27 protein-coding genes and 3 tRNA genes are annotated in these 26574 nt (G+C 66.6%); 17 read left to right on the top strand and 13 right to left on the bottom strand.

All coding sequences use genetic code 11. The features are described from left to right. Positions 1 to 4 precede the first annotated feature (4 nt). The 6 genes from GGR04_RS15245 (at position 5) to GGR04_RS15220 (ending at position 6032) form a co-directional block, all read left to right on the top strand. Positions 5 to 1237 carry an ABC transporter substrate-binding protein gene (locus GGR04_RS15245; protein WP_183200781.1) on the top strand — a complete coding sequence of 411 codons (1233 nt, stop codon included), beginning with the start codon at positions 5 to 7 and terminating at the stop codon, positions 1235 to 1237. Between the two features lie 82 nt (positions 1238 to 1319). Further along, positions 1320 to 2405, top strand: coding sequence for an ABC transporter ATP-binding protein (locus tag GGR04_RS15240; RefSeq protein ID WP_183200780.1), 1086 nt, complete (start codon positions 1320 to 1322; stop codon positions 2403 to 2405). A 45-nt stretch (positions 2406 to 2450) separates the two neighbouring features. Next, positions 2451 to 3332, top strand: coding sequence for a polysaccharide deacetylase family protein (locus GGR04_RS15235; protein ID WP_183200779.1), 882 nt, complete (start codon positions 2451 to 2453; stop codon positions 3330 to 3332). A gap of 66 nt (positions 3333 to 3398) precedes the next feature. Next, positions 3399 to 3725: a hypothetical protein gene (locus GGR04_RS15230; RefSeq protein ID WP_183200778.1), complete on the top strand. Its 327-nt coding sequence runs from the start codon at positions 3399 to 3401 to the stop codon at positions 3723 to 3725. Continuing rightward, the gene (locus GGR04_RS15225) at positions 3722 to 4768 is read left to right on the top strand and encodes a CobW family GTP-binding protein (protein ID WP_183200777.1); all 1047 of its coding nucleotides are present in this window, start codon (positions 3722 to 3724) and stop codon (positions 4766 to 4768) included. The genes GGR04_RS15230 and GGR04_RS15225 overlap by 4 nt, the downstream gene beginning before the upstream one ends. A 31-nt stretch (positions 4769 to 4799) precedes the next feature. Beyond that, on the top strand, positions 4800 to 6032 hold the full coding sequence (locus GGR04_RS15220; RefSeq protein ID WP_183200776.1) for an ABC transporter substrate-binding protein: 1233 nt from the start codon (positions 4800 to 4802) through the stop codon (positions 6030 to 6032). Here GGR04_RS15220 and GGR04_RS15215 read toward each other — a convergent pair. From GGR04_RS15215 to GGR04_RS15205, 3 genes are all read right to left on the bottom strand, one after another. Further along, on the bottom strand, positions 5996 to 6616 hold the full coding sequence (locus GGR04_RS15215; protein ID WP_183200775.1) for a glutathione S-transferase family protein: 621 nt from the start codon (positions 6614 to 6616) through the stop codon (positions 5996 to 5998). The two genes, GGR04_RS15220 and GGR04_RS15215, sit on opposite strands and share 37 nt — an antisense overlap. A gap of 3 nt (positions 6617 to 6619) precedes the next feature. After that, on the bottom strand, positions 6620 to 7345 hold the full coding sequence (locus GGR04_RS15210; RefSeq protein WP_183200774.1) for a LamB/YcsF family protein: 726 nt from the start codon (positions 7343 to 7345) through the stop codon (positions 6620 to 6622). 69 nt (positions 7346 to 7414) lie between these two features. After that, positions 7415 to 8380, bottom strand: coding sequence for a LysR substrate-binding domain-containing protein (locus GGR04_RS15205; protein WP_183200773.1), 966 nt, complete (start codon positions 8378 to 8380; stop codon positions 7415 to 7417). Positions 8381 to 8515: 135 nt separating this feature from the next. On the opposite strand from GGR04_RS15205, the gene GGR04_RS15200 reads away from it, so the two are divergent. From GGR04_RS15200 to GGR04_RS15180, 5 genes are all read left to right on the top strand, one after another. Further along, positions 8516 to 8758, top strand: coding sequence for an acetyl-CoA carboxylase (locus GGR04_RS15200; protein WP_183200772.1), 243 nt, complete (start codon positions 8516 to 8518; stop codon positions 8756 to 8758). A 2-nt stretch (positions 8759 to 8760) separates the two neighbouring features. Further along, complete coding sequence (locus tag GGR04_RS15195; protein WP_183200771.1) at positions 8761 to 10134, top strand: acetyl-CoA carboxylase biotin carboxylase subunit; 1374 nt, start codon at positions 8761 to 8763, stop codon at positions 10132 to 10134. After that, complete coding sequence (locus GGR04_RS15190; protein WP_183200770.1) at positions 10131 to 11000, top strand: 5-oxoprolinase subunit B family protein; 870 nt, start codon at positions 10131 to 10133, stop codon at positions 10998 to 11000. The genes GGR04_RS15195 and GGR04_RS15190 overlap by 4 nt, the downstream gene beginning before the upstream one ends. Continuing rightward, positions 10997 to 11992, top strand: a complete 996-nt coding sequence (locus tag GGR04_RS15185; protein ID WP_183200769.1) for a 5-oxoprolinase subunit C family protein — start codon at positions 10997 to 10999, stop codon at positions 11990 to 11992. Before GGR04_RS15190 ends, GGR04_RS15185 begins: the two co-directional genes overlap by 4 nt. 82 nt (positions 11993 to 12074) lie before the next feature. Next, positions 12075 to 12512, top strand: coding sequence for a GNAT family N-acetyltransferase (locus tag GGR04_RS15180; protein ID WP_246393178.1), 438 nt, complete (start codon positions 12075 to 12077; stop codon positions 12510 to 12512). 259 nt (positions 12513 to 12771) lie between these two features. Here GGR04_RS15180 and GGR04_RS15175 read toward each other — a convergent pair. From GGR04_RS15175 to GGR04_RS15155, 5 genes are all read right to left on the bottom strand, one after another. After that, a tRNA-Arg gene (locus GGR04_RS15175) sits at positions 12772 to 12847 on the bottom strand. A 37-nt stretch (positions 12848 to 12884) separates the two neighbouring features. Next, entirely contained in the window at positions 12885 to 13190 is a 306-nt protein-coding gene (locus GGR04_RS15170; RefSeq protein ID WP_183200767.1) for an ETC complex I subunit, read from the bottom strand. Positions 13191 to 13238: 48 nt separating this feature from the next. Next, a tRNA-Pro gene (locus GGR04_RS15165) sits at positions 13239 to 13315 on the bottom strand. 102 nt (positions 13316 to 13417) lie between these two features. Then, entirely contained in the window at positions 13418 to 13897 is a 480-nt protein-coding gene (locus tag GGR04_RS15160) for a DUF192 domain-containing protein (RefSeq protein ID WP_183200766.1), read from the bottom strand. Beyond that, positions 13898 to 14470, bottom strand: a complete 573-nt coding sequence (locus GGR04_RS15155; protein ID WP_183200765.1) for a cold-shock protein — start codon at positions 14468 to 14470, stop codon at positions 13898 to 13900. A 334-nt stretch (positions 14471 to 14804) separates the two neighbouring features. On the opposite strand from GGR04_RS15155, the gene GGR04_RS15150 reads away from it, so the two are divergent. The 3 genes from GGR04_RS15150 to GGR04_RS15140 all read left to right on the top strand — a co-directional run bounded on the left by GGR04_RS15150 (position 14805) and on the right by GGR04_RS15140 (position 16681). Beyond that, positions 14805 to 15245 carry a VOC family protein gene (locus tag GGR04_RS15150; RefSeq protein WP_183200764.1) on the top strand — a complete coding sequence of 147 codons (441 nt, stop codon included), beginning with the start codon at positions 14805 to 14807 and terminating at the stop codon, positions 15243 to 15245. Positions 15246 to 15446: 201 nt separating this feature from the next. Then, complete coding sequence (locus tag GGR04_RS24435) at positions 15447 to 16550, top strand: YcbK family protein (RefSeq protein WP_183200763.1); 1104 nt, start codon at positions 15447 to 15449, stop codon at positions 16548 to 16550. Between the two features lie 56 nt (positions 16551 to 16606). After that, positions 16607 to 16681: transfer RNA gene (locus tag GGR04_RS15140), tRNA-Glu, on the top strand. Between the two features lie 123 nt (positions 16682 to 16804). Here GGR04_RS15140 and recJ read toward each other — a convergent pair. The 5 genes from recJ to GGR04_RS15115 all read right to left on the bottom strand — a co-directional run bounded on the left by recJ (position 16805) and on the right by GGR04_RS15115 (position 22834). After that, positions 16805 to 18601 carry a single-stranded-DNA-specific exonuclease RecJ gene (recJ, locus tag GGR04_RS15135; protein WP_183200762.1) on the bottom strand — a complete coding sequence of 599 codons (1797 nt, stop codon included), beginning with the start codon at positions 18599 to 18601 and terminating at the stop codon, positions 16805 to 16807. Between the two features lie 22 nt (positions 18602 to 18623). Then, positions 18624 to 19613, bottom strand: coding sequence for a class II fructose-bisphosphatase (glpX, locus tag GGR04_RS15130; protein ID WP_183200761.1), 990 nt, complete (start codon positions 19611 to 19613; stop codon positions 18624 to 18626). Positions 19614 to 19704: 91 nt separating this feature from the next. Further along, complete coding sequence (locus GGR04_RS15125; protein WP_183200760.1) at positions 19705 to 21009, bottom strand: homoserine dehydrogenase; 1305 nt, start codon at positions 21007 to 21009, stop codon at positions 19705 to 19707. A 49-nt stretch (positions 21010 to 21058) separates the two neighbouring features. Then, positions 21059 to 22279 carry an LL-diaminopimelate aminotransferase gene (locus GGR04_RS15120; protein ID WP_183200759.1) on the bottom strand — a complete coding sequence of 407 codons (1221 nt, stop codon included), beginning with the start codon at positions 22277 to 22279 and terminating at the stop codon, positions 21059 to 21061. A gap of 126 nt (positions 22280 to 22405) precedes the next feature. Beyond that, positions 22406 to 22834 carry a hypothetical protein gene (locus tag GGR04_RS15115; RefSeq protein ID WP_183200758.1) on the bottom strand — a complete coding sequence of 143 codons (429 nt, stop codon included), beginning with the start codon at positions 22832 to 22834 and terminating at the stop codon, positions 22406 to 22408. A 173-nt stretch (positions 22835 to 23007) separates the two neighbouring features. Here GGR04_RS15115 and phaC point away from each other — a divergent pair, with 173 nt between their 5' ends. From phaC to radC, 3 genes are all read left to right on the top strand, one after another. Next, positions 23008 to 24828 carry a class I poly(R)-hydroxyalkanoic acid synthase gene (gene phaC / locus GGR04_RS15110; protein WP_376769863.1) on the top strand — a complete coding sequence of 607 codons (1821 nt, stop codon included), beginning with the start codon at positions 23008 to 23010 and terminating at the stop codon, positions 24826 to 24828. Positions 24829 to 24919: 91 nt separating this feature from the next. Beyond that, positions 24920 to 25771: a type I methionyl aminopeptidase gene (gene map / locus GGR04_RS15105; protein WP_183200757.1), complete on the top strand. Its 852-nt coding sequence runs from the start codon at positions 24920 to 24922 to the stop codon at positions 25769 to 25771. Between the two features lie 7 nt (positions 25772 to 25778). Then, positions 25779 to 26567, top strand: a complete 789-nt coding sequence (gene radC, locus GGR04_RS15100; RefSeq protein ID WP_183200756.1) for a RadC family protein — start codon at positions 25779 to 25781, stop codon at positions 26565 to 26567. The last annotated feature ends 7 nt before the right edge of the window (positions 26568 to 26574 follow it).

Here is a 26574-nt window from a genome sequence, read left to right as displayed (position 1 = left end):
CAGCATGATCCGCAAAGAACTCGACCGGCGCACGATGCTGAAGGGCACCGCTGGCGCCATGGCGCTGGCCCTCGGCGGCGGCACGCCGTTCCTCGGCTCGGGCCGCGCCTATGCGCAGGCCGCCAATCTCGCGAGCGAGAGCCTGCGCACCACCGGTCTCTCGACCACGGTGCAGGAGCGCATCCTCGCGAACTTCAAGACGGCGTCGGGCGTCGGTTCCACCTCCGGAACGGCGGCGACCTTCCCCGATGCGCAGACGAAGATCCTGTCGGGCTCGTCCGACTACGATTGCTGGGAGGTGATCGGCGAGCGTCTGCCTGCGATCACGATGACCGATCACGCGGCCCCGATCGCCGTCTCCGACGTGCCGAACTGGGCCGCGATCCGCGACACGTTCACCAAGCCCGATCCGAAGTGGGACCGCTCGGCGCAGATCGTCGGCCAGATCTGGACGGACGAGAACCAGACCAACCTCTGGATGGTCCCGGCCGTCTACAACTACGATTCGATCGGTTACAATCCCGACGTCGTCTCGGAGGAAGAGGCCAACAGCTGGACCGCGCTGTTCGACCCGAAGTGGAAGGGCAAGTCGGGCCTCAACACCGACCCGCTGATCGCCATCGGTCAGGCGATCCTCGCGATGAACTCGCTCGGCCTGCTCGAAGCCAAGAACCCCGGCAACCCGACGGCCGAAGAGCTGGAAGAGGCCGGCAACTTCCTCATCGCCAAGAAGAAGGAGGGTCAGTTCCGGGCGCTCTGGGGTGATTTCGGCGAGCTGGTCAACCTCCTCGCTTCCGGCGAGATGGTGGTGTGCGACGCGTGGCAGCCGGCCGTCATGGCCGTCAAGGCACAGGGCAAGGCCTGCCGCTACGCGGTGCCGAAGGAGGGCTACCGCGCCTGGGCCATCGGCCCCGCCATGTTGAAGGGCACGCCGAACGCGGCCGCCGTGGCGGCCTACGCCAATTACTGGCTGTCGGGTGAGCCGGGCATCACCGTCTCCGAGCAGGGTTACTATTCGCCGTCGACCAACATCGAGAAGGCGATGGACCCGATGAAGTACGCTTTCTGGTACGAGGGCAAGCCGTGGGCCGGCGCGGCCGAGCGCGGCATCAAGGAAGGCGATCTGCGCGACGGCGGCTCGCTCGCCACGCGCGCCGCCAACGTCGCCTACTGGCACCAGTGGCCGGACGAGTACGACGCGCTCGTCCAGAAGTGGGACGAATTCCTCAACGCCTGACGGCTCGGCGCGAGGCGGCATCCGCCGCCTCGCATCTCTTCCCCGCGCCGTCCTGTCGGCGCGTGACCAGCGGATTGCGGCCATGCACGATCTCGAACTCATCCAGGTGGGCAAAGTCTACGACGACGGCACCACGGCGGTATCGAACTTCGATCTCGCCGTCGAGAAGGGCGAGTTCGTCGCCTTCCTCGGCCCCTCCGGCTGCGGCAAGACGACGACGCTGCGGATGATCGCCGGGTTCGAGACGATCACCTCCGGCGACATCATCATCAAGGGTCGCAACGTCACCGACGTGCCGCCGGAGCGCCGGCCGACCTCGATGATCTTCCAGAACTACGCGCTGTTTCCGCATATGAACGTCTGGAAGAACGTCGAGTACGGACTGGCGGTCAGGGGCATCGCCGCCGCCGAGCGCAAGCGCCGCGTCGGTCGCATCCTCGAGAAGCTCGGCCTCACCGACATCGCCCAGCACCGCGCCGATCGCCTCTCGGGCGGCCAGCGCCAGCGCATCGCGCTCGCGCGCGGCCTCGTGGTGGAGCCCGACATCCTCCTCCTCGACGAGCCGCTCGGCGCGCTCGACGCGAATCTGCGCCGCATCATCCAGAACGAATTGAAGCTGCTCCAGACGGAACTCGGCATCACCTTCGTCTTCGTCACGCACGCCCAGTCCGAAGCGCTCGGCCTGTCCGACCGCGTTGTCGTGATGAGCAACGGTAAGGTCGAGCAGATCTCCGACCCGCGCGAGCTCTACACCCGGCCGCAGACGCCGTTCGTCGCCGGCTTCATCGGCGCCAACACGATCTTCGAAGGCACCGTCGCCGCACCGACGCGAGCGGGCAGCGCCCGCCTCGACACGCCGTTCGGCCCGATGGAGGGCGTCGGTCCGCGCGAGGTCGCGACCGGCGGCAAGGCGATCATCGCGATCCCGTCCGATGCGCTCGACGTCCACCCCCCCGGCTGGCAGGCCATGGCGCACAACCGCGTCGAGGGCACCGTGCTCTCGCGCGAGATCGTCGGCCATGTCGGCACGCTGCGCGTCGCATTGCCCGGCCGCAAGCCGGTGCAGGTGGAATCCCATGTCGACCGGTTCCGCGATCTCACGGCACGCGAGGGCGATACGGTCGTCATGTCCTGGGACCCTGCCCGCTCCACCGTCATCGCCGCCTGACCGGCGTCGAGCCCGACCTACCATATCTTCAAGGGAGACCATTCCATGGCAAAGGAAATCCTCTGCGGCTTCGGCATCGACGTCGATGCGGTCGCCGGTTGGCTCGGATCCTACGGCGGTGAGGATTCGCCGGACGACATCTCGCGCGGCCTGTTCGCCGGCGAGGTCGGATCGCCCCGCCTCCTCAAGATGTTCCAGCGCTTCGACATCCAGACGACCTGGTTCATCCCCGGCCATTCGATCGAGACCTTCCCGGACCAGATGAAGGCGGTGGCCGATGCCGGCCACGAGATCGGCATCCACGGCTACACCCACGAAAACCCGATCGCGATGACCCGCGAGCAGGAGACGCAGGTCCTCGACAAGTGCATCGACCTCGTCGAGAAGCTGTCGGGCAAGCGCCCCACCGGCTACGTCGCGCCATGGTGGGAGTTCTCGACCGTCACGAACGAGCTGCTGCTGGAGCGCGGCATCAAGTACGATCACTCGCTGATGCACAACGACTTCACGCCCTACTATGTGCGGGTCGGCGACAAGTGGACGAAGATCGACTATGCCGGCCAGCCCAAGGATTGGATGGTGCCGCTGACGCGGGGCCACGAGACCGACCTCATCGAGATCCCCGCCAACTGGTATCTCGACGATCTGCCGCCGATGATGTTCATCAAGAAGGCGCCCAACAGCCACGGCTTCGTCAATCCCCGCGACATCGAACAGATGTGGCGCGACCAGTTCGACTGGGTCTATCGCGAGATGGACTATGCGGTGTTCCCGATCACCATCCATCCCGACGTGTCGGGCCGCCCGCAGGTGCTCCTCATGCTCGAACGCCTGTTCGAGTACATGAAGGGCCACGAGGGCGTGCGCTTCGTAACGATGAACGAGATGGCCGACGACTTCGCCCGGCGCTCGCCGCGCCGGAAGTAGGACGCTTCGCCGGGCGCTCGCCTCGGGGCGGCGTCCGGTTTCTTTCCAGCGAGGAGGCTGATCGCGATGTGCTCACTCTGCGGCGTTCTCGGCGTCGACGACCACTGGAGCGACGCGGTGGCGCGTCCGGGCGTCTTCTCGCGCAACGAGGAGCCACTGCGCCGGCGCGCCGAGCGCACCCGCCGCATCCGCGCCGCCAACGACGTGCTGCGCGCCTATCGGCTGACATTGAGCGACTGGCACGGCCGCAGCTATGTGCTGGCGACCGCCACCGGCAAGACCGAGATCATCGAGAACCTCGCGCATCTCTGGCCCGCGGCAGAGCGGCTCTCGGGTCGGCTCTTCGATCCGCTCGACCCCGATCTTCTCGTCCGGTTGGAGGCGCAGGCATGAGCGCCGCAGTGCCCGTCTTCACGCCGGTCCACCTTCTCACCGGCTTCCTCGGGTCCGGCAAGACGACGCTGCTGCGGCGGATCCTCAAGGATCCCGCCCTGGCCGGCGCCGCCGTCCTCATCAACGAATTCGGCGAGGTCGGCCTCGACCACCACCTCATCGAGCGCATCGACGAGACCACCGTCCTGCTCCAGTCGGGATGCCTCTGCTGTACGATCCGCGGCGAGTTGGCGGACGCGATGCGCGATCTCCTGTCGAAGCGCGAGCGCGGGCTCGTGCCGGCCTTCGACCGACTGGTGATCGAATCGACCGGCCTCGCCGACCCGTTCCCGATCCTCTCAACGATCCGCGCCGACCCGGTGGTCAGCCATCACTTCACGGTGGCGGGCACCTGGGCGACCATCGATGCGGTGAACGCGCCGGACGGTATCGAGCGCCGCGTCGAGATGCGCAAGCAGATCGCCAGCGCCGACCGCATCCTCCTGACCAAGACCGATCTCGTGGCACCGGCCGAGGCTGCGGCTCTGCGGTCGCGCCTGGCGCTTATGAACCCGGCGGCGGAGATCCGCGACGCCAACGCGGCCGGCTGGGACGTGACCTGGCTTCTCAGCGAGACCCCAGCCGAATCGGTCGACGACGACACTCACCATCACGCACATGGTCATGGGCACCATCACCACCGGCACGACCCGAACCGCCATGGCGACGCCATCGAAGCGTTCTCCATCGTGCCCGACCGTGCCGTGGACTGGACGCGGTTCGGCGTCTGGCTCTCGATGCTGCTGAACCGCCACGGCTCGGCGATCCTGCGGGTGAAGGGCATTCTCGATCTCGAAGGCGAGGAGCGGCCTGTGGCCGTCCACGGAGTCCAACATCTCGTTCATCCGCCGACCCATATGGCCGCATGGCCAAGCGACGACCGACGCTCCCGTCTGGTCTTCATCGTCGACGGGATCGAGCCCGATCGCATCCGGCGCTCTTTCGATGCGTTCGTGCTCGGGGAGACCACATCTGTCATCGCTGCGCGGATCGAGGCCGCTTGACCTCGCCCCCTTCGCCCCGCAAAGCCCCGGCATGAACGAACTGACGATCAAACGAGGGCCGGCGAGGTCGCGCCTTGCCGCCCCGGCAAGCCAGACGACCGAGCGCGCGACCCTCCGCATCCTCGGCACCGAGATCACGCTGCTCGACGAGATCCGCACCCGGGCAGAAGCCGACCTCGGCATTCGCATCGAGTTCGACTGCCGCAACTTCCAGGCGACGCAGCGGCAGGCTGCGCGCTCGCCGGATGCCTTCGACATCTACGACCAGTGCTTCCACAATCTCGACATCGTCTGGTACTGGCGCGCCGTGCAGGCGATCGACACGACGCGCATCGCGAACTGGAACGAGGTCAGCGAACTGACGCGCGAAGGCGTGATCCGGCCCTCGGCTCGTGTCGGGCGCGGCGACGCACCGGTGACGCGACTCTACGTGCAGGCCGACGGGGCGCTGGGGTCGCGCGTCACACGTCATATCTCGATGCTGCCGACGGTCCATAATTTCGATGCCTTCGCCTATGACGAGCGCGCCGTTGCCGGTCACCCCGAACGCGTCGGCAGTTGGAAGGCACTGCTGGACCCCGCCTTCCACGGGCGCGTCGCCCTCGTCGACGAGCCGGCGATCGGCATCTTCGACGCGGTGCTGGCAGCGGAGTCAGCCGGTCTCATGCGCTTTGCCGATACCGGCAACCTGTCGGTGGAGGAAATCGACGCGTTGATCGACCGCCTCCTCGTTCTGAAGGCGGACGGCCATTTCGCCGGTTTCTGGCAGACGGTGGATGATGCGACGCGGATGATGGCGGACGGGTCGATGGCGCTCGGCAGCATGTGGTCGCCGAGCATCGCGGCGCTCAAGCAGCGCAAGATTCCCGTGCGGCAGGCAGTTCCCGCGGAGGGCTACCGTGCGTGGCATGGAGGCCTGTCGCTCTCGGCTCGCCTGGAAGGCCGGCTGCTCGACGTCGCCTACGAATATTTGAACTGGTGGCTCTCCGGCTGGCCGGGCGCCGTGGTCGCGCGGCAGGGCTACTACATGTCGGTCATCGACCGCATCCGCCCCCATCTGAGCGCGCCCGAATGGGACTACTGGTATGCCGGCCTCCCCGCGAGCGTCGACCTTCCCGGTCCCGGGGGGCAAACCTCGATCAAAGCCGGATCGATCCGCTCCGGCGGTTCCTACTGGGACCGCGCCGCCAACATCGCGGTCTGGAACACGACGATGGACGAGCACAACTACCTCGTCCGCCGCTGGGTCGAACTCGTCGGCTGAGCGCCCGTGAACCGGGTGGCCTGCATGGACGGCATCTCGTTTCGCACGTCGAGCCAGTCGGAGAGGCGCGGTGCGTCGGCACGCCAGCCGAGGCCAATTCGAAACTCCAGGTAGTCGAGGAGAGCCGCCGCGCCGATCGCGTCGAGGCGCGGCCAACTCGCCGCGAACGCGTCGCTCTCGCGCTCCAGCGTGGCGAGACCCAGCCGGATGCGGCGATCCAAGAGGGCCAACCTCGCCTCGCTCGAACCCGGCGCACGCGACACCTCGCCCTGCCGGGCGACGCCCGCATCCATGATGCCCGCGATCAGCGCCAGGCGGGTCTCGAACCGCCAGTCCGTCTCCGGCGGCAGGAAGCCCCGATCCGGCGCCAGCCCGGCGAGGTAGCGGCAGATGACGCGACTGTCGTGCAGCGATCCGTGCGGCGTATCGACCAGCGTCGGGATCAGCCGCAGCGGGTTCTCCGCTTCGAGAAACTCCGCCTCGTAGACATCGATGACCTCGCGCTCGAGCGCGATGCCCGCCTCATACGCCACGACTTCGACCATCCGTCCGAACGGCGTCGTCGGACCGGTGTAGAGCCGCACCGCTCAGCCAAACCAGGGGCGGAGCGCCGTGTGGACGGTGCGCGCGAGATCCACCGCGTTCGGCGTGTCGGAATGGACGCAGACGCAATCAGCGCGCATGGCGAACTCGTGGCCGTCGATCGAGGTGGCGATCCCTTCCTCCATCACGCGGACGGCCCGCCGGGCCGCCTCCGTAGGGTCCTTGGCGTCGTGTTCACGCGTAATGATCAGGCGGCCCTCGGCATCGTAATCGAGATCGACGTAATACTCGGCTTGGAAGGCAAGGCCCCGCGCCTTGTAGACGGTCTCGTGATGGGTGCCGGCCATGCCGAGAACGGGGACACCGAACGACGCGGCGGCATCCGCGACCGCCTCGGCCACCTCGGCATTTCGCGCCGCGGCCCCGTAGAGAGCGCCATGCGGCTTGATATGGTTCAGCGGTAGCCCGGCGACGTCGAGGAAGCCCTTCAACGCCCCGATTTGATAGAGAAGTGCCGCCGAAAGCTCGTCGCGCCCCATCTTCATCTCGCGTCGCCCGAACCCCTGCAGATCGGGAAAGGACGGATGCGCGCCGACCGCTACGCCGTGTCGCGCGGCGAGTGCCACCGTCTTGCGCATGACCACGGGATCCGACGCGTGGAAGCCGCACGCGACGTTCGCGATGTGGATGAGGGGCATCAGCCCCTCGTCGTCGCCGCAGCGATACAGCCCGAAGCTCTCGCCCATGTCGCAGTTGATCTGCACACCCATCGCCTCGGCTCCCCATCGTCTTGGTTCGAAGCGAAGCCTGAAGGGCGGGAGAAGGAGCGTCAAATGACTTTAACTGGCCGCCGTCATCGACAAAATCGATGGCTGCATTGAGCGCTCATCCGGGCGTTGGTGCCCCACCCCGGTCAAAGCGAACCGCAGGAAGTCGCGGAAGGCTTCCGCGGGCAGCGTCAGCGCGGCGTCCCGAGCCCAGGCGAGGCCGACGTCCATGGTCGGGATATCCTCTCTGAGAAGCCGCGTCTCGATCCGCTGCCCGTCGAGCGACCACGGCCGATAGACCATGTCGGACAGGATCGTCACGCCCATGCCGCCGGCCACCATCGATCGCACGGCTTCGACCGAGGAGGTGCGAAACAGCACGTTGGGGGCCGCTCCCGCCGCATCCCAGTAACGCAGGGTCGTCGATTTCGCCTCGTCCACCGTCAGCATGACGTAGGGGTGGCCGGCCACGTCTGCGAGGCCGAGGCGGTCCAGTCGCGCCAGCGCATGGCCGGGCGCCAGCCAGAGGCGGCGGCGCGAGCGTGTCAAGGTCTCGAAGGCGATCGGCGCCGAACCGCGAAGATTGGAGACGAGCAGCACCGCCATGTCGAGCGCCCCATCTGCCAGCGCCTGTTCGATCACGGTCCGCGGCGCCTCGAAGAGATCGATCGCGACATGGGGAAAGGTCGCCGCAAAGCGCATGAGATGGCGCGGCAGGAAGTAGCCTGCGACCGTATAGGTGACGCCGACGCGCAGCGACCCGTCGACCTCCAGCGGCGAGACGCGCGAACGGCGCGTGGCCTCCGCGACGGCGGCCAGGATATCGCGCGCCTGCTGCAGGAACCGCCCACCCTCGAGCGTCACCGAAACGCCGACCGGCGTGCGGTCGAGGAGCTTCAGCCCCAATCCGCCCTCCAGCTGCTGAATCGCCGCCGTCACAGCCGATTGCGAGACGTTGAGCTCGACCGCCGCTTGCCCGATCCGTCCGGTCTCGGCGGCCGCCACGAAATAGCGCATCTGCTTGAGCGAGATCGACACGGCGCGTCCTTTGACCAAGACTTCGCGTCGATACTATCGATTTTTCAGATGGCTCCAATTCCGATTTGCGATTTTACACGGCGAACCGGCTTTGCAACTCTCCCGTCACCTCGGTCCGTTCAGGAGAATTCAGCGATGCCGGTCGTCACGATCATGGCCCCCCTTCCCGGAACGTTCTATCGCTCGCCCTCGCCCGGCGAGCCGGTGTTCAAGTCGGAGGGCGACACCGTCGCCGTCGGCGACACGGTCGGGCTCATCGAGGTGATGAAGAGCTTCACGCCCGTCGTGGCGGAAGAAGCCGGCATCCTGAAGGCCTTCCATGTCGAGAACGAGGACGCGGTGATGGCAGGCCAGCCGCTTCTCGATCTCGACGCCTGACGATGGCGATCGCCAAGCTCTTCATCGCCAATCGCGGCGAGATCGCCGTGCGGATCATCCGCGCGGCCCGTGAACTCGGCATCGCGACGGTGCAGGCGGTGAGCGCTGCCGATCGCGACATGCTGGCGGCACATCTGGCCGACGAGGTCGCCGAGGTCGGCCCCGCCCACGCCTCGAAATCCTACCTTTCCGTCGATGCCATGCTGAAGGCGGCCCTCGCGTCGGGCTGCGACGCTGTCCACCCCGGCTACGGCTTCCTGTCGGAGAACGCCGGCTTCGCCGAGGCCGTCGAGTCCGCGGGCCTGATCTTCGTCGGACCGAAGCCGGAGACGATCCGCGCCATGGGCGACAAGGCCAGGGCGCGAGAGATCGCGCAGGCCGCCGGCGTTCCCGTGGTGCCCGGCAGCGCCGGCGTCATCGCCGGAATCGACGAGGCCACCGAGGAAGCCGAGCGCATCGGCTATCCCGTGATGATCAAGGCGGCGGCCGGCGGCGGCGGGCGCGGCATTCGCGTCGCCGCGGATGCCGAAGAGCTCCGCGCGCAGTTCGGCCCGGCCAGCGCCGAAGCGAAGGCGGCCTTCGGCGACGGCGGCCTCTATCTCGAACGTTTCATTGCCCGCGCCCGGCACGTCGAAGTGCAGGTGATGGGAGACGGCACCGACGTCGTGCACTTTTTCGAGCGCGAGTGCTCGCTGCAGCGTCGCCGCCAGAAGATCTGGGAAGAGGCGCCGGCAGCCTGTCTTTCGCCCGAGACGCGCGAAGCCCTCTGCCGCTCTGCGGTGGAACTGGCGAGAAGCGTCGGCTATCGGGGCGCCGGTACGCTCGAATATCTCTACAACGAGACGCGCGGCGACTTCCACTTCATCGAGATGAACACGCGCATCCAGGTCGAGCATCCCGTCACCGAGATGATCACCGGCTTCGATCTCGTTCGCGAGATGATCCGCGTCGCCGGCGGCGCGCCGCTCTCGGTGCGCCAGGACGAGATCGCGATGCGCGGCCACGCGATCGAGGTGCGCATCAACGCGGAGGATCCCGCGCTCGACTTCCGCCCCTGCCCCGGCACGGTCACGGCGCTCCGCATTCCCGGCGGCATGGGCGTGCGCTTCGACACGATGCTGCATACCGGCTACGCGGTGCCGCCCTTCTACGATTCGCTCATTGGCAAGCTCATCGTCTGGGACGACACGCGGATGGGCGCCATCGCCCGTCTCGACCGGGCGCTCGGCGAATTGCGCATCGAAGGCATCGCCACGACGGCCGGGTTGCATCGGGCGCTCGCCCGCGACGCGGACGTGCAGGCCGGTCGCTTCCACACGCGCTGGCTCGAGGAACGGCCGCTTCCCACACTGACGGATACGGAGACCGGACGATGACGACGCGCTATTCCTTCGGCGGCGACGAGCACATCTTCGTCGAGGTCAACGAGGAGATGTCCCTCCCGGCCTTCTTCAAGAGCCTGTCGATGACCAATGCGGTGCGCGAGAGCCGCATCCGGGGCGTGACCGAGATCTGCCCGTCCAACGCCTCATTCCAGATCAAGTTCGACCCCGACGTGATCGCGCCGGACGACCTGATGGCGGAGTTGAAGAGCTTCGAGGCGGGCGCCGAGACCATCGACACGGTCATCTCGACCCGCGTCATCGAGGTGCCCGTCTTCTACGACGATCCGTGGACCCGCGAGACCCTGATGCGCTTTCGCGAGCGCCATCAGGAGCCCGCCGGAACCGACCTCGACTACGCCGCCCGCATCAACGGCTTCGGCGATTTCGAGGCCTTCATCAAGGCGCATTCGGGCGCGCCATGGTTCGTCTCGATGGTCGGCTTCGTCGCGGGACTGCCGTTCATGTACCAGATGGTGGATCGCAAGCGGCAGATCGAGGTGCCGAAGTACCTGCGCCCCCGCACCGATACGCCGCGCCTGACGGTCGGCCACGGCGGCTGCTTCGGCTGCATCTACTCGGTGCGCGGCGCCGGCGGCTACCAGATGTTCGGCATCACGCCGATGCCGATCTACGATCCCGCCCAGAAGGTCAGCTATCTCCGTGACTTCATGATCCTCTTCCGGCCCGGCGACATCGTGCAGTTCCGCCGGGTCGATCGCGAAGGCTACGACGCGGCGGTGGAAGCGGTCGATGGCGGCCGGTTCGAACCGGCGATGCGCGACGTATGCTTCTCGCTCGCCGATTTCCTCGCCGACCCCGACGGCACGAACGCCTCGATCCTCAAGGTGATGCCATGAGCGCTTCCACCACGGCCACGATCGAGATCCTGAAGCCCGGCCTCTCGACGCAGGTTCAGGATCTCGGGCGTCCCGGCTACTACCATCTCGGCCTGCCGATCTCCGGCGCGATGGACCGCCACGCGCTCGTCGCCGCCAACCGCCTCGTCGGCAACGAAGCTGGGGCGGCCGCTCTCGAGGCGGTGTTCATGGGGCCAGAGATCCGCTTCGGGGTGGATGCGCTCGTCGCGGTCACCGGCGCCGCGATGCCACCGAAGGTCGACGGCGTAGAGCAGCCGGGTTGGATGGCCTTTCCGGTGAAGGCGGGCCAGGTTCTCTCCTTCGGCTTCCTCAAGGCTGGCGCGCGTGCCTACATCGCCATTTCCGGCGGCATCGACGTGCCGCTCGTCTTGGGTTCGCGCTCCACCTATGCGCTCGGCGGTCTCGGCGGCTTCGAGGGTCGCCCGTTGAAGGCCGGCGACACGCTGGCGCTCGGCAAGCCGACCGGCGCGGGGCATGAGGGTGCGAGCGTGGCAGAGGCCCTGCGCCGCCCGATCGGCGCCTCGCAAACCCTGCGCGTGCTGCCGGGCCTCTACTGGCACCGCGTCACGGAAGGATCGAAAGGCACGTTCTTCGAGGACGAGTGGAAGGTCGCCCCCGAGGCTGACCGCATCGGCTATAGGTTCCGCGGTGGGCGCAAGCTGGAGTTTGAACCGCGCGAGCAGCCCTTCGGCGCGGGTTCGGACCCGTCGAACATCGTCGACAGCTGCTATCCCTACGGCTCGGTGCAGGTGCCCGGTGGCATGGAGCCGATCGTCCTGCACCGCGACGCCGTATCGGGCGGCGGCTATTTCATGCTCGGCACGGTGATCTCGGCCGACATGGACCTGATCGGTCAGTTCCAGCCCCATCAGGCCGTACGCTTCGAGTCGGTGACGATGGAAACGGCGCTTGCCGCGCGCCGCGACGCCAGCAGGCTCGCCGATGCTCTCGAGAACGCAGTACGACATTAGCTCTTCGCGGCCAAGCGTTCGGCACCGCACCTGAGCGCCGGGCTGCAAAGTCCTACGGACCCGCCACATGAGGAGCGAACCGATGATCCGACCGATCGAGGCTGCAGACCAGACCGAATGGCAGCGGCTCTGGAGCGGCTACCAAGCGTTCTATAAGGTCGAGATCGAACCGGCGGTGACGCGCCGGACCTTCGAACGCCTGCTCGATCCGGCCGAGCCGATGTTTGCGGCGCTGGCCATGCACGACGGCCGTCCGGTCGGACTTGTCCACTTCCTCTTTCACCGCTCGACCTGGACGAGCGGCGACTACTGCTACCTGCAGGACCTCTTCGTCGAGTCCGACATGCGCGGGCACAGCATCGGTCGCCGACTGATCGAACACGTCTACGAAGAGGCTTGCCGCGCCGAGGCGTCGCGCGTCTACTGGCTGACACACGAGACGAACCAGGATGCGATGCAACTCTACGATCGCATTGCCGACCGCTCCGGCTTCCTTCAATACCGCCGGCTTCTCAATTAGGCGCCCGACAGAATCGAGAGAAGTTCAAACCGACGCGTGGAATGGGCCCAGTTTGCACGCCCCTCCTCAGGCCGCGTCTTCATCGCCGGCCGCATTCCGACACCACGTCTTCGTCTGCACCGACAGACCGATGGACGGCGACGAACGGGCTGCCGAGACGTTCGCGCACAGGCTGCCCTCACAGCGCCATCTCACCCTTCGCATCCGACGCAGGAAGCAGCGAAAAAATCGGTTCTAGAACAACGCCTTAGGAAATAGGTGGCGACCCCGGCAGGATTCGAACCTGCGACCATCGGCTTAGAAGGCCGGTGCTCTATCCTCTGAGCTACGGGGCCGGATCTGTCAGGCGGAAGACGGCGTGCTGACTGATGGTCAGTGGGTCCAGGGCTGCTGGCGGTCGTAGCGGAAATTGTCGGAATAGGAGACGCGCGGGCGGGTGGAGTCGACCTGTTCCTCGACGCGATAGGCGATGCCGTTTCGCTCGGCATATTCGATCGCCTGCTCCTTGGTCTCGAAGGATAGACGAACCTGGGCGCGCATGTCACCTGAGGACGTGTAGCCCATCAGCGGGTCGATGCTCTTCGGCTCGGCAGGCTCGTAGGAGAAGAGCCATTCCTTGGTCTTGCCCTTGCCGGACTGCATCGCCGTGCGAGCTGGACGATAGATACGAGCCACCATCTGTCAGATCTCCGAACTGCGCCTGCCGATGTCGGATGGTCCGGTCTTTGGTCGGAGCGGCAGGATTCGAACCTGCGACCCTCTGGTCCCAAACCAGATGCGCTACCAGACTGCGCTACGCTCCGAACATATCCCGGACGGGACCCGTGCGGTATGCCCGGCAACCCAATGCGGGTCAAGGGCCAAGCGGCGCAAGTCCCGACGATGCAACCCATAAACTCGAAGCTTCAGGGCGTGTTCGGTCGGGTGATGATGGGATGCTCGAGGTGATCGCCGACCTTGGCGCCATAGCGGGCCGCCGCGCCCCCGCTGAGCTCGAGAACATATTGAATAGGCGCGTTCGACGGGATCAGCGAGAGAGAGAGGGGTTGAGCGTTCGCGGCGATACGCACGACGAAACCCCGATGGTCCATGAACAGCATGTCGAGCGGGATCAGCGTATTCTTCATCCACATCGTCACGTCGCGTGAAACGTCGAAGTCGAACAGCATGCCGCTGTCGGCATCCATCCGGTCGCGGTTCATCAGCCCGATCTCGCGCGTCTCGGGCGTATCCGCGATCTCGACGTCGATCGGGTGGCGTCCGGTCGCTGTGACCAGCATGGCATTCGAGCCCGACGATTTCGACGTGAAGACGAAGGTGCCGACCGCGACCAGCGCGATCACGATCAGGATGACCGCGCGATTCTGCCGAAAGGCGGCGAGCATTCAGTGCGTTCCCGCGTGGGAGGGCCCTTCGGCCGGATGGATTTCCGCCGCCATCAGCCCCTTCGAACCGTTGCCGAACCGGACGAGCACCTCCTGCCCCGGCCTCAACTCCGTCATGCCGAAGCGACGCAGCGTTTCCATGTGGACGAAGATGTCTTCCGTTCCGTCGCCACGAGAGATGAAGCCGTAGCCTTTGGTTCGGTTGAACCACTTCACCGTCGCGGTCTCGAGATCGCTGGTCGGCACCACGTGAACGTGGGTCTTTGCCGCACCCTGCTGGGCCGGATGGACGGCGGTGGACTGATCCATCGACACGACACGGAACGCCTGCAGCCCCCGCTCGCCTCGCTGCACTTCGCAGACGATGCGAGCGCCTTCGAGCACGGTTGAGAAACCGTCGCGTCGTAGACAGGTGACGTGAAGAAGAATGTCACCCGAGCCATCGTCGGGCACGATGAAGCCGAAGCCTTTCGCGACATCGAACCACTTGATGTGGCCGGACACCATGTCGAGATCGAAATCGAGCGGGTCGCTCGCCGCCGCTGCCAGATCCGTGTGCGTGCGATCACTCATCGAATAACCGAGACCCTGGTCGACGCAAGGAACGAAACGCCAATCGGTCGAACCAATGGCGCATGCCCTTCAGGAAGTGATTTCGTTCGCACGCTCTGTCAGTCCCGTCGATCGATCACCGATGTTCTCAGAATAGAAGACCGATTGGGTTTGTGAATCCTCGAAGCATCACTTTCTGCCAAATCCGCCGAGAAAGCCATGGGTCGCCTACGTTCACACCGCAAGCTTCGCGACATCTCCCGATGGCACAAGGCATCGTCCCGACCTTTCGGTCGACTTGGCGACCCCATCGCCCGCTCTAGCTTGGCGGCATCAACGGGGAGAAATGAGTTCCATGCGTTACCTTCATACGATGGTTCGGATCCAGGACGTCGACGCCTCGCTCGACTTCTATTGCGGCAAGATGGGAATGGTCGAGGTTCGGCGGACCGAGAGCCAGGCCGGTCGGTTCACACTGATCTTTCTGGCGGCGTCGAAAGATGTCGAGACCGGGCGCAGCGAGGCGGCGCCGCTGCTCGAACTGACCCACAATTGGGACCCGGAAGACTACGGGTCGGGCCGCAATTTCGGACACCTCGCCTACGAGGTCGACGACATCTACGAGACATGCCGGTCGCTGATGGACAAGGGCGTCACCATCAACCGTCCGCCGCGTGACGGACGGATGGCTTTCGTGAAGTCGCCCGACAATATTTCGATCGAGATCCTGCAGCGCGGTGAGGCAAAGGCTTCGTCCGAGCCTTGGATTTCGATGGAGAACACCGGCTCCTGGTAGAGGATTCGACGCGGCGCCTCATCCGTGCCACAGTCATGAACAATTCGTAATCTTGCCGAAGCTTGCCAGTGGCGTCGGATGGGGACCGGAAGGTTCGGCAGGGACAGAAGCAAGGCGATCCGCTCGACGTGGAGATCGTCCTTGCACGCGCCGGAATGCGGCGCCGAGAGGGTGGGCGACCGTTTGGCCGGACGAAATTCTGTGAACGCGCGATCGCGCCGTCTTCCGCATGGCGCCGCGATGGCCGTTTGCGCCGTGATCGCGCCGCTGCTGGGTGGCTGCGTTTCCGCGGTGGACGAGTCGCAGTCCTTCGGTTTTGCGCCAACGCACCCTGCGAGTTCGCCGGCCGCACCCTCCTCCGCATTGGCTGCTGCTGGGGATGCGTCTGTTGAGACCGTGTCTTCGGCATCAGCCTCTTCGACCACCGACGCGCCTGTGGCCGCTGCCACGATCGAAAAGCAGCCTGCGTCCAAGCCCGATGATGAGATCGCCGCGCTCGTGCGGTCGCAGACCGCGACGCGCCTTGCCGCGATCGACGGGAAGGATGGGGCCGGAGCGGCGGCCGACGCCGAAGCGACCGGCGGGATCAAGCCGACCGCCCTCCTGACCCGAACCTCGGCGCCGGCCGTCGCCGCCTACGCCACTCCGGCGCGCGGCGGCAAGGAGTCGGAAAACTCGCTCTATGCGTCGCTCTTCACGCAGTCGGAGACGAAGACACCGTTGAGGAATGCCGATGCAGGCAAGAGCCGCCGCGTCGTTGTGCTGCAGACGCAGGGGTCACCGACCGAAGCGGGCGGCAACGCCCTTCCGGGCGTCGATCCGAAATCTCTCTTCGAGATCGGCCAGCGCGCCAGCGTCGATTCGGACCTCATGGACGACATCGGCGGCAGCTACCAGATGGCGTCGCTGTCAGGCATCGCGCGGCTGGCTCCGAGCGGTCTGCTCATCCAGCGCGAGGATATCGTCACCAACTGTTTCGACTCCAATTTGATGGCGTTGATCAGCCAGATCGAGGGTCGTTTCAAGAAGAAGGTCGTAATCACGTCCGGCTTCCGCTCGCCCGCGCACAATCGCCGCGTCAACGGGGCAAAAGCGTCGATGCACATGGCCTGCAAGGCGGCGGATCTTCACGTTCCCGGTGTCGATGGGCGGGCAGTCGCCCAATATGTGCGGGCCCTGCCTCAGCGCGGCGGTGTCGGAACCTACTGCCACACGGCGGCGATCCATATCGATTCTGGCCCGACTCGCGACTGGAACTGGCCCTGCCGGACGCGGCGTTTCGCAGCTGTCAAAGACAGCGGCTGAGCCGGCAAAAACCGGGTTGCGTCGCAGAGCGACTCACCCTATAGACGCACTTGTCCGCGCCCATCGTCTATCGGTTAGGACGCCACCCTTTCACGGTGGAGAGAGGAGTTCGATTCTCCTTGGGCGTACCACTCCTTTCAAATTTTATCTAAACGAGCATCGGCCTTGTTCGAGCTTCGGATACGAAGTTCTGCCGCGCAAATGGATGCTTGACGGCCATTTACGCGGTGTTAGCCGGTGATCGTTGCGTTCGATCAGAGATCGGCCGATGCGACGTCGAGGATGCGAACCGAGACCTTCTCACGCCCCTGATATCGGTCGATCGAAAGCGATCCGGCCACATGCACGAGATGGTCGCGCCCCTTGAGAAGGGCGTCGCCGACTGGTGACCCTGCGGCGCGGAAGGCGATGGCCGAGGCATCGGTGCCATCGGCCGACCGTAACGTCGCCCGGATATGCCCTCCTGTTCCCACTTCGCCCGCGGAAACGACCCGATGCCGCGGCAGCGCGAAGATCGGCGCGGTATGGCCGGCGCCGAACGGACCGGCCTGATCGATGACGGCGATGAGCTCGGGGCGAAGCGCCATGGCGCTCACCGCGCCATCGATCTTCAGCATATCGACCGCCCGCAGACGAGTGACGGTCTCGCGCGCGCGCTCGTCCGCCAGTGCGCGCAGATCCGCGAGCGCCTCGCGGCGAATGGTCAGGCCGGCCGCCATACCATGGCCCCCGCCTTTCACAAGGACGCCCTCCTCCACCGCCTGTCGCACGAAGGCGCCGATGTCGAAGCCGGGAATCGAGCGGCCCGATCCCGCGCCGCGCCCGGCCCCGTCGAAGGAGATCGCGAAGGCGGGCCGCGAGAAGCGCTCGCGCAGCCGCGCGGCGATGAGGCCGACGATGCCGGGGTGCCAGTTGGCACGGGCGACCACGAGCACGGGCGGCCCATCGCCGCTGCCGATCTCGGCCAGCACCTCCCGCTCGGCCTCGTCGAGCATCTCCTTCTCCATCGCCTGCCGCTCGGCGTTCAGGAGATGGAGCTGTTCGGCCAGCGCCCGCGCCTCGACGTCGTCCTCGATGGTCAGCAGCCGACTGCCGAGATGCGCCTCGCCGATCCGTCCGCCGGCGTTGATGCGGGGCCCGAGCAGAAAGCCGAGATGGAACGTGTCGATCGGCCCCGCCAGACGCGCGATCTCCGCCAGCGCCTTGAGGCCGACATTCTCCAGCGACCGCATCCGCAGCAGCCCCTGCACCACCAGCGCGCGGTTGAAGCCGACGAGCGGCACGACGTCGCAGACGGTCGCCAAAGCGACGATGTCGAGGTCGCGCCGAATGTCCGGCAAGGAGTCGGCGGGGCGGCCACGCCGGCGCAGCTCGCGCGAGACCGCCGCGAGTGTGAGAAACACCACGCCGGCAGCGCAGAGATGGCCCTGCCCGGACAAATCGTCCTGCCGGTTGGGGTTCACGAGGGCCAACGCCGGCGGCAGCCGGACCCCCGTCTGATGGTGGTCGAGCACCAAGACGTCCACCCCGATCGCCTGGGCCGCCTCCAGCGCCTCGAAACTCGACGTTCCGCAATCGACGGTAACGATCAGCGACGCGCCGTCATCGGCGAGATCGCGCATCGCCTGCGGATTGGGGCCGTACCCTTCGCTGATGCGATCGGGAATGCGGATCGGCGCGTGAATGCCGAAGGCTCGCAGGTATCGATGCAGCAGAGCGGACGACGCCGCGCCATCGACGTCGTAGTCGCCGAAGATCGCGACGCGCTCACCCCGCTCCACCGCGTCGGCCAACCGCACTGCGGCGGCGTCCATGTCCGTCAGCGTGGAGGGATCGGGCATGAGGTCGCGGATGCGCGGCGCGAGGAAGGCAAGCGCATCCGCCGCTTCGACGCCGCGCCCCGCTAGCACGCGCGCCACGAGGTCGGGGATGTCGTGCTCCCGCGCGATCTGGTTGGCCACGCCTTCCGCGCGCGCGTCGAGCGCATGTACCCAACGCCGGCCGCCCGCCGATCGCTCGACGCCCAGAAACGTGCGGTGGGATGGCATCATGGGTTCGCGCCTGGACCTGCGCTCAGAGCCCGAACTTCGCGAGATCGTAGTGCCGGGCGCGGATGTCGCGCACCGTGCGGGATTGAGCGCGCATGACGAGCGTATGCGTCTCGATCCGGTTGGCGTAGATCCGCACGCCGTCGAGCAGGTTGCCGTCGGTGACGCCGGTCGCCGCGAACACGACGTCGCCGGCCGCCATGTCGTGGAGGCGATAGATCCGGTCGGGATGCATGAGGCCCATCTTCTCCGCCCGGATCCTCTTCTCGACGGTGTTGAGCTGAAGGCGTCCCTGCATCTGGCCACCCATGCAGCGAAGCGCCGCTGCGGCCAGCACGCCTTCGGGCGCGCCGCCGATGCCCATGTAGATGTCGATGCCGGTCTCGTCGGGATCGGTCGTGTGGATGACGCCCGCGACGTCGCCATCGCCGATCAGGCGGATCGCGGCACCGGTGGCACGGATGTCCTCGATCAACTTGGCATGCCTCGGCCGGTCGAGGATGCAGGCGGTGATCTGGCCCACCGGCACGCCCTTGGCGGCGGCGAGCGCCTCGATGTTCTGGCGCGGGGTGCGATCGAGGCTCACGACTTCGTCGGGATAGCCGGGGCCGACCGCGATCTTCTCCATGTAGACGTCGGGGGCGTTGAGCAGGCTGCCTTTCGTCGCGACGGCGATCACCGTCAGCGCGTTCGGCAGGTTCTTGGCACAGATCGTCGTGCCCTCCAGCGGATCGAGCGCGATGTCCACCGGCAGACCGCCGGCACCGACCTCCTCGCCAATGAAGAGCATGGGGGCCTGGTCGCGCTCGCCCTCGCCGATGACGATGGTGCCGCTGATCGCGAGAGAGCCGAGTTCGATGCGCATGGCGTCGACAGCCGCCTGGTCCGCGGCCTTCTCGTCGCCGCGCCCGCGCAGCATGGCGGCGGCCACGGCGGCGCGCTCGGTCACCCGCGCGATTTCGATCGACAGAACGCGATCGAGCGATTCAGCGCCTTCGTCCATCAGTCCCGCCATGTCGCCCGATCCCCCGCTCTGGGCTGATATGTCCGTCCGGCGCGTCGAAGGCAACAGCGCCCACGCGGACGCGAGCCGACCGAAGCGGCGGCTAGTCCAGCGCCTCGATGCGAATCATCCGCGGCTCGCCCTTCAGGTGCCCGTCGCGCGACACGGCGTCGAGCGCCTTGCGCACGGCCGCCTCGGTGGTCTCGTGGGTGATGAGGATGACGGGCGCGGTCTCGCGGTCGCCCTCGCCTTCGCGCTTGCGTTGCACGATGGACTCCAGCGAGATCGCGTTCTCGGCCATGCGCCGGGCGATGGAGGCGAACGCCCCCACCCGGTCGAGCACGCTCAGGCGAATGTAGTAGCCGCCTTCATGCGCGCGCATCCGCGCCTTGCGATAGGGAACGAGGTTGGCGGGATCGACCGCGAAGGTCGGCATCGTCACGCCATTCGCGGCGTCGATGATATCCGACAGCACGGCGGAGGCGGTGGCGTTTCCGCCGGCTCCGGGCCCGACGAGCAGGATGGAGCCCAGAAGATCGGTGTCCACCGCGACCGCGTTCGTCACGCCGTCCACCTGCGCCAGCGCCGAATGCGCGGGAATCATGGTCGGGTGCACCCGCTGCTCGATGCCGGTTTCCGTACGCTGCGCGACGGCCAGCAGCTTGACGCGGTAGCCGAGCTCGGCCGCCGCCTCGATGTCCTCGTTCGTCACCGACGAGATCCCTTCGATGAAGATCGATTCGAGATCGATCTCGCAGCCGAAGGCGAGCGAGGTGAGCAGCGCCAGCTTGTGGGCGGCGTCGAACCCGCCGATGTCGAAGGTTGGATCGGCCTCGGCATAGCCGAGCCGCTGTGCGTCGGCGAGGCAGTCCTCGAAGGCGATGCCCTCCTTCTCCATACGCGTCAGCATGTAGTTGCAGGTGCCGTTGAGGATACCGTAGACGCGGCTGACGTCGTTGCCGCGCAGCGCCTCGCGCATCGTCTTGATGATCGGGATGCCGCCGGCCGCCGCCGCCTCGAAGAAGATCGTGGTGCCCTTGCGCTGCGCCAGCTTGGCGAGTTGCACGCCGTGATGGGCGAGCAGCGCCTTGTTGGCGGTGACCACCGGAATGCCGCGGTTCAGCGCGGCCTTCACGCTGTCGAGTGCAGCCCCTTGCGAACCGCCGACGAGTTCGACGAACAAATCGATCTCGCCGCGGGTGGCCAACGCCACCGGATCGTCGAACCACTCGACCGCCGACAGATCGACACCCCGATCCTTGGACCGGTCGCGCACCGAGACGGCCACGATCTCGATCGGACGCCCGGCGCGCAACGCGTAGGCGTCCCGTTTCGTTGTCAGAAGACGGGCGAGCGATGCCCCCACCGTTCCAAGCCCGGCCAGGCCGAGGCGCATCGGGCGATCCATGGAAATCCTCGAAGCTTGAGCGGTCGGGGCGACTCGCGAGAGGGTTCGTCTACCGGGCAACGCCGGCAAGCGACGCCTTTTGAACGGGATCGTTGCCCGACGCAAGGAAGCGCTTGATGTTGCGACCTGCTTGCCGAAGCCGATGCTCGTTCTCCACCAGCGCGATGCGCACGTAATCGTCGCCGTACTCGCCAAAGCCGATGCCGGGCGCCACGGCAACGTCCGCCTTTTCGATGAGGAGCTTGGAGAACTCCAGCGACCCCATGTAGCGGAACCGCTCGGGGATCAGCGTCCAGGCGAACATGGTCGAGGACGGCGGGGGCACCTCGAAGCCGGCGCGGCCGAACGATTCCACCATCACGTCGCGGCGATGGCGATAGACCGAGCGCACCTCCTCAACCGCCGCGTCGCCGGCGTTGAGGGCGGCCGTGGCCGCAACCTGGATCGGCGTGAAGGCGCCGTAGTCGAGATAGGATTTCACGCGCGCGAGCGCCGCGATCAGCCGCTCGTTGCCCACCGCGAAACCGACGCGCCAGCCCGGCATCGAGAAGGTCTTCGACATCGAGGTGAATTCGACGGTGACGTCCATCGCGCCGGGCACTTCGAGCACCGAGGGCGGCGGCGATCCGTCGAAATAGATCTCGGAATAGGCGAGATCCGAGAGGATCATGATCTCGTTCTCGCGCGCGAACTTGACGACTTCCCTGTAGAAGTCGAGATCGGCTTCGTAGGCCGTCGGGTTCGACGGGTAGTTCAAGATGATCGCGATCGGCTTCGGGATCGAATGGCGCACTGCCCGGTCGATGGCGCGCAGGAAATCCTCGTCGGGCTTGGCGGGGATCGAGCGGATCGTGCCGCCCGCCATCAGAAAGCCGAAGGCGTGGATCGGATAGGTCGGGTTCGGGCAGAGCACGACGTCGCCGGGCGCGGTGATGGCCTGCGCCATGTTGGCGAAGCCCTCCTTCGAGCCGAGCGTCGCCACGACCTGGGTGTCCGGGTTGAGCTTCACGTTGAAGCGCCGCTCGTAATAGGCGGCCTGTGCTCGCCGAAGCCCGGCAATGCCCTTCGACGCCGAATAGCGATGCGTGCGCGGATCGCGGATCGCCTCGCACAGCTTGTCGACCACGAAGCTCGGCGTCGGTAGGTCGGGATTGCCCATGCCGAGGTCGATGATGTCGACGCCGCGGGCGCGGGCGGCGGCCTTCTTTTTGTTCACCTCTTCGAAGACGTAGGGCGGGAGGCGGCGGACTTTATGGAACTCTTCGGTCATCGCGGACGGCTTTCAAGGGATGCGAACGGAACGATGGCGGCGCGGCACGATGCCAGCCTGCCTTGGGCTCTTCGTGAGAGCGTCCGCTCGGACCGGGTGCAGCGACCCTTGCGGATCGGCGGCGCTCTATTGCGCCCGGCTGCTGGCAGCGGCTCGCGCCGCGGCGGCTTCGGTCTCGGCCGCCGCGTTGGCGGCGACGATCGCCTCGCCCTTCGCCTGCTGCGCCGCGGCCACGCCCTCGAGCTCGCGAACCTGCCGCGTATAGGTCGCGTCGCCGGCCCCGTTCGAGCGCCGCTCGACATTGGCGTAGCGCGACTGAGTCGCCGTCACCTCGTCGTCGGCCACCTGCGCCGTGGCGGCCCTCGGCTTGGCGCCGAGCAGCGGATAGCCGTTCGCGTCGAGGCGCTGGGCCGAGGCCCCGGCGTCGGGCAGCGCCGCGAGGCTCGGCAAGATGCGCGGCGTGTCGTCCCGCGGCAGAAGCGCCTGGCAGGCCGACAAGGGAACGCCCAGCACGACCGCAAGAGCCGTCAGTCCCAACGTTCTCGATCCCGTCATGCGCACGCCTTCCCCAAACCGCTTCTCCATACCGGAATGTCCCGGTCTTTGGAATGGGGGCAACGTGCGCGCCCTCGATGCTGCGCCGCGGCGACGAAAGACAGGCCGGCCGGCGTTTGCGGGGTGATCGCGAGGGCGCTTTCGTGCTTTCTGAGGTTCAGGAGGAGATGGTCATGTCGCAATCCCAGCCGCGCCCGGAAACGAGCGAGCCGCCGGTCTTCTCGGACTACGCCGTGCGCGATCCCGAGGCGTTCACGCGCAACATGGCCCATATGCTCGAGCATCTCGGCAAGGCCGCTTCCGCCTGGGTCGAACCGCGCGAACGCGGCGAGATCGACGACGGGCCGATCAGCTACGGCGACGTCGTCACCACGCTGTCGAAGGTCGGCGAATACTGGATCGGCGATCCGCGCCGCGCCTTCGAGGCGCAGACGAAGCTGATGGCCGGCTTCGTCGGCATCTGGACCCGATCGCTGCACCGCATGAACTCTCCGGGCGAGGTCTCCGCCGTTCCCACGCCCGTCGCCGACAAGCGTTTCACGCATGAGGAATGGACGAAGAACCTGTTCTTCGGCTTCCTGCGCGAGGCCTACGTGCTCACGTCGGACTGGGCGCAGACCCTGGTGGACGATGCCGACGGGCTCGATCCGCATACCCGCCAGAAGGCGGCGTTCTACGTCCGCCAGATCGCCAATGCGCTGTCGCCCTCGAACTTCGTGTTGACCAACCCCGAACTCTTCCGCGAGACGCTGGAGCAGAACGGCGAGAATCTCGTCCGCGGCATGAAGATGTTCGCCGAAGATATGAGCCGCGGCGACGGCACGCTGAAGCTTCGTCAGTCCGATGCGACGAAGTTCGCGCTCGGCGAGAACCTCGCGCTGACGCCCGGCAAGGTGGTCGCGCAAAACGACCTCTGCCAGATCGTCCAGTACGCGCCGGCCACGGACACTGTCTTCAAGCGCCCGATCCTCATCTCGCCGCCCTGGATCAACCGCTTCTATATTCTCGACCTCAATCCCGAGAAGTCGCTGATCCGCTGGCTGGTGGAGCAGGGCCACACGGTCTTCGTCGTCTCGTGGGTGAACCCGGACGCGCGCCACGCCGACAAGACCTGGCAGGACTATATCGACGAAGGCCTCGTCTTCGGCCTCGACACGATCGAGGCGGCGACCGGCGAACGCGAGGTGAACGCCATCGGCTATTGCGTCGGCGGCACCCTTCTCGCCGCCTCGCTCTCCTATCTCCGGCAGCGGGGCGACGAGCGCGTCCAGGCGGCCACCTTCCTCACGACGCAGATCGACTTCAAGCACGCCGGCGATCTCAAGGTGTTCGTCGACGAGGAGCAGCTCGGCGAGATCGAGAAGGCGATGGAGCGTGGCTACCTCGAAGGCACGCGCATGGCGGCGGCCTTCAACCTCCTGCGCTCGGGCGACCTGATCTGGCCCTACTTCGTCAACAACTACCTGAAGGGGCGCGAGCCGCTGCCCTTCGACCTCCTGTTCTGGAATGCCGACGCCACCCGCATGGCCAAAGCCAACCACCTCTTCTACCTGCGCAACTGCTATCTGGAGAACCGTCTCTCGCGCGGCCTGATGGACATCGGCGGCACGCGCATCGACCTCTCCGAGGTGACGATTCCCGTCTACAACCTCGCCACCCGCGAAGATCACATCGCGCCGGCCCTCAGCGTCTACGAGGGCAGCCGGGCCTTCGGCTCGGATGTCACCTACGTCGTGTCCGGTTCGGGCCACATCGCCGGCGTTGTCAACCCGCCGGCGCGCGGCAAGTATCAGTTCTGGACGGGCGCACCGCCCTCAGGCGACCTCTCCTTCGAGGATTGGTGGACGAAGGCAGAGGAGACCAAGGGCTCCTGGTGGCCCCATTGGCAGGGCTGGATCGAGGCGCAATCGAGCGAGCGCGTCGAGGCACGCGAGCCCGGCGGTGGCCACCTGCAACCCATCGAAGACGCACCCGGCAGCTACGTCCGCAGCTGAGCGCCAAGGGGTTGAAGATGCTTGGATTCGGTGCGACATCACGAGGACACGTCGATCCGCTCGACCCGCACTGGAAGCGCCCGTTCTCCGCATGACGATCTACCTCGAAGCCGAAGCCAACCCGCTGCGCAACACCGGCTCGATCCGCCTCTACGACGAGGCGGCCTTCGAGGGAATGCGCCGCGCCTGCCAGTTGACCGCCACCTGTCTGGACCGGCTCGCCGGCATGATCATGCCCGGTGTGACGACGGAAGCCATCGACCGCTTCGTCTTCGAGTTCGCGATGGATTCCGGCGCCCTGCCCGCGACCCTGAACTATCGCGGCTACATGAAGAGCGTCTGCACCTCCATCAACCACGTCGTGTGCCATGGCATTCCCAACGACAAGCCACTGCGCGAGGGCGACATCGTCAATATCGACGTGACGCTCGTGGTCGACGGCTTCTACGGCGACTCCTCTCGCATGTACCCGGTGGGCAAGCTGAAGCGCGCCGCCGAGCGGCTCTGCGAGATCACCTACCGCTCGCTGCTGCTCGGCATCGCCGAGGTGAAGCCCGGCGGCCATGTCGGCGACATCGGCGCCGCGATCCAGGACTACGCCGAAGGCGAGCGGTGCTCGGTGGTGCGCGACTTCTGCGGCCACGGCGTCGGCAAGCTCTTCCACGACGCGCCCAACATCCTGCATTACGGGCGGCGCGGCGAAGGGGTCGAGATGCGTCCCGGCATGATCTTCACCATCGAGCCGATGATCAACATCGGGCGCCCGCACGTGAAGGTTCTCGCCGACGGCTGGACGGCGGTGACGCGCGACCGCTCGCTCTCCGCGCAGTACGAGCACACGGTCGGGGTGACGGAAGGCGGCTGCGAGGTCTTCACGCTGTCGCCGGGCGGCCTCGACATGCCCGGTTTCGCTGCTGAAACCTGGACCTCGATGCAGGCCTGAGACTGGCATGGCCGACAAACCCAAGGGTCTGAGCGAAGCGCCCCTGCCGCTCCTGAAGGGCGAGTACGCGCTCGAATACGCAAGCCCCGTCAAGCCCAAGGCGACGAAGCGCGAGCCGGCGGAGCCGGCGCATCACGACGGCCATCGCGATCGGCTGCGGGCTCGCTTCGCCGATGTAGGCGCCATCGCCTTGGCCGACTACGAGCTTCTCGAGCTTCTCCTATTCCGAACCATCCCGCGCCGCGACGTGAAGCCCCTCGCCAAGGCGTTGCTCAAACGGTTCGGGACGCTCTCCGACGTTCTCAACGCGCCTCTCCATCTCCTTCGGGAGGTGGAGGGCATGGGCCGCTCGTCGGCTCTCGACTTCCACATCGTGGTGGCCGTTCACCAGCGTTCGCTGCAGAGCGGGGTGCTCGGACGCGAGATCCTGTCCTCGTGGTCGGCAGTCATCGCCTATTGCCATGCGGCGATGGCGCATGAGACGCGAGAGCAGTTCCGCATCCTGTTTCTCGACAAGCGCAACGCCCTGATCGCCGACGAGGTGCAGCAAACCGGAACCGTGGATCATACGCCGGTCTATCCACGCGAGGTGGTCCGGCGCGCGATCGAGCTTTCGGCCACCGCCGTCGTGCTCGTCCACAATCATCCCTCCGGCGACACGCAGCCCTCGCGCAGCGACGTCGAGGTCACGCAGTCCATCATCGAGATCGCCGGGCCGCTCGGCATCGCCGTCCACGACCATGTCATCATCGGGCGCAACGGACACACGAGCCTGAAGGCGCTCCGGCTGATCTGAGACCGGG

The organism is Aureimonas pseudogalii (assembly GCF_014196835.1).
Classification (GTDB): Bacteria; Pseudomonadota; Alphaproteobacteria; order Rhizobiales; family Rhizobiaceae; genus Aureimonas; species Aureimonas pseudogalii.
The sequence above is the reverse complement of the archived record's forward strand: the minus strand, read 5'-3'. Positions and strand labels throughout refer to the sequence as shown.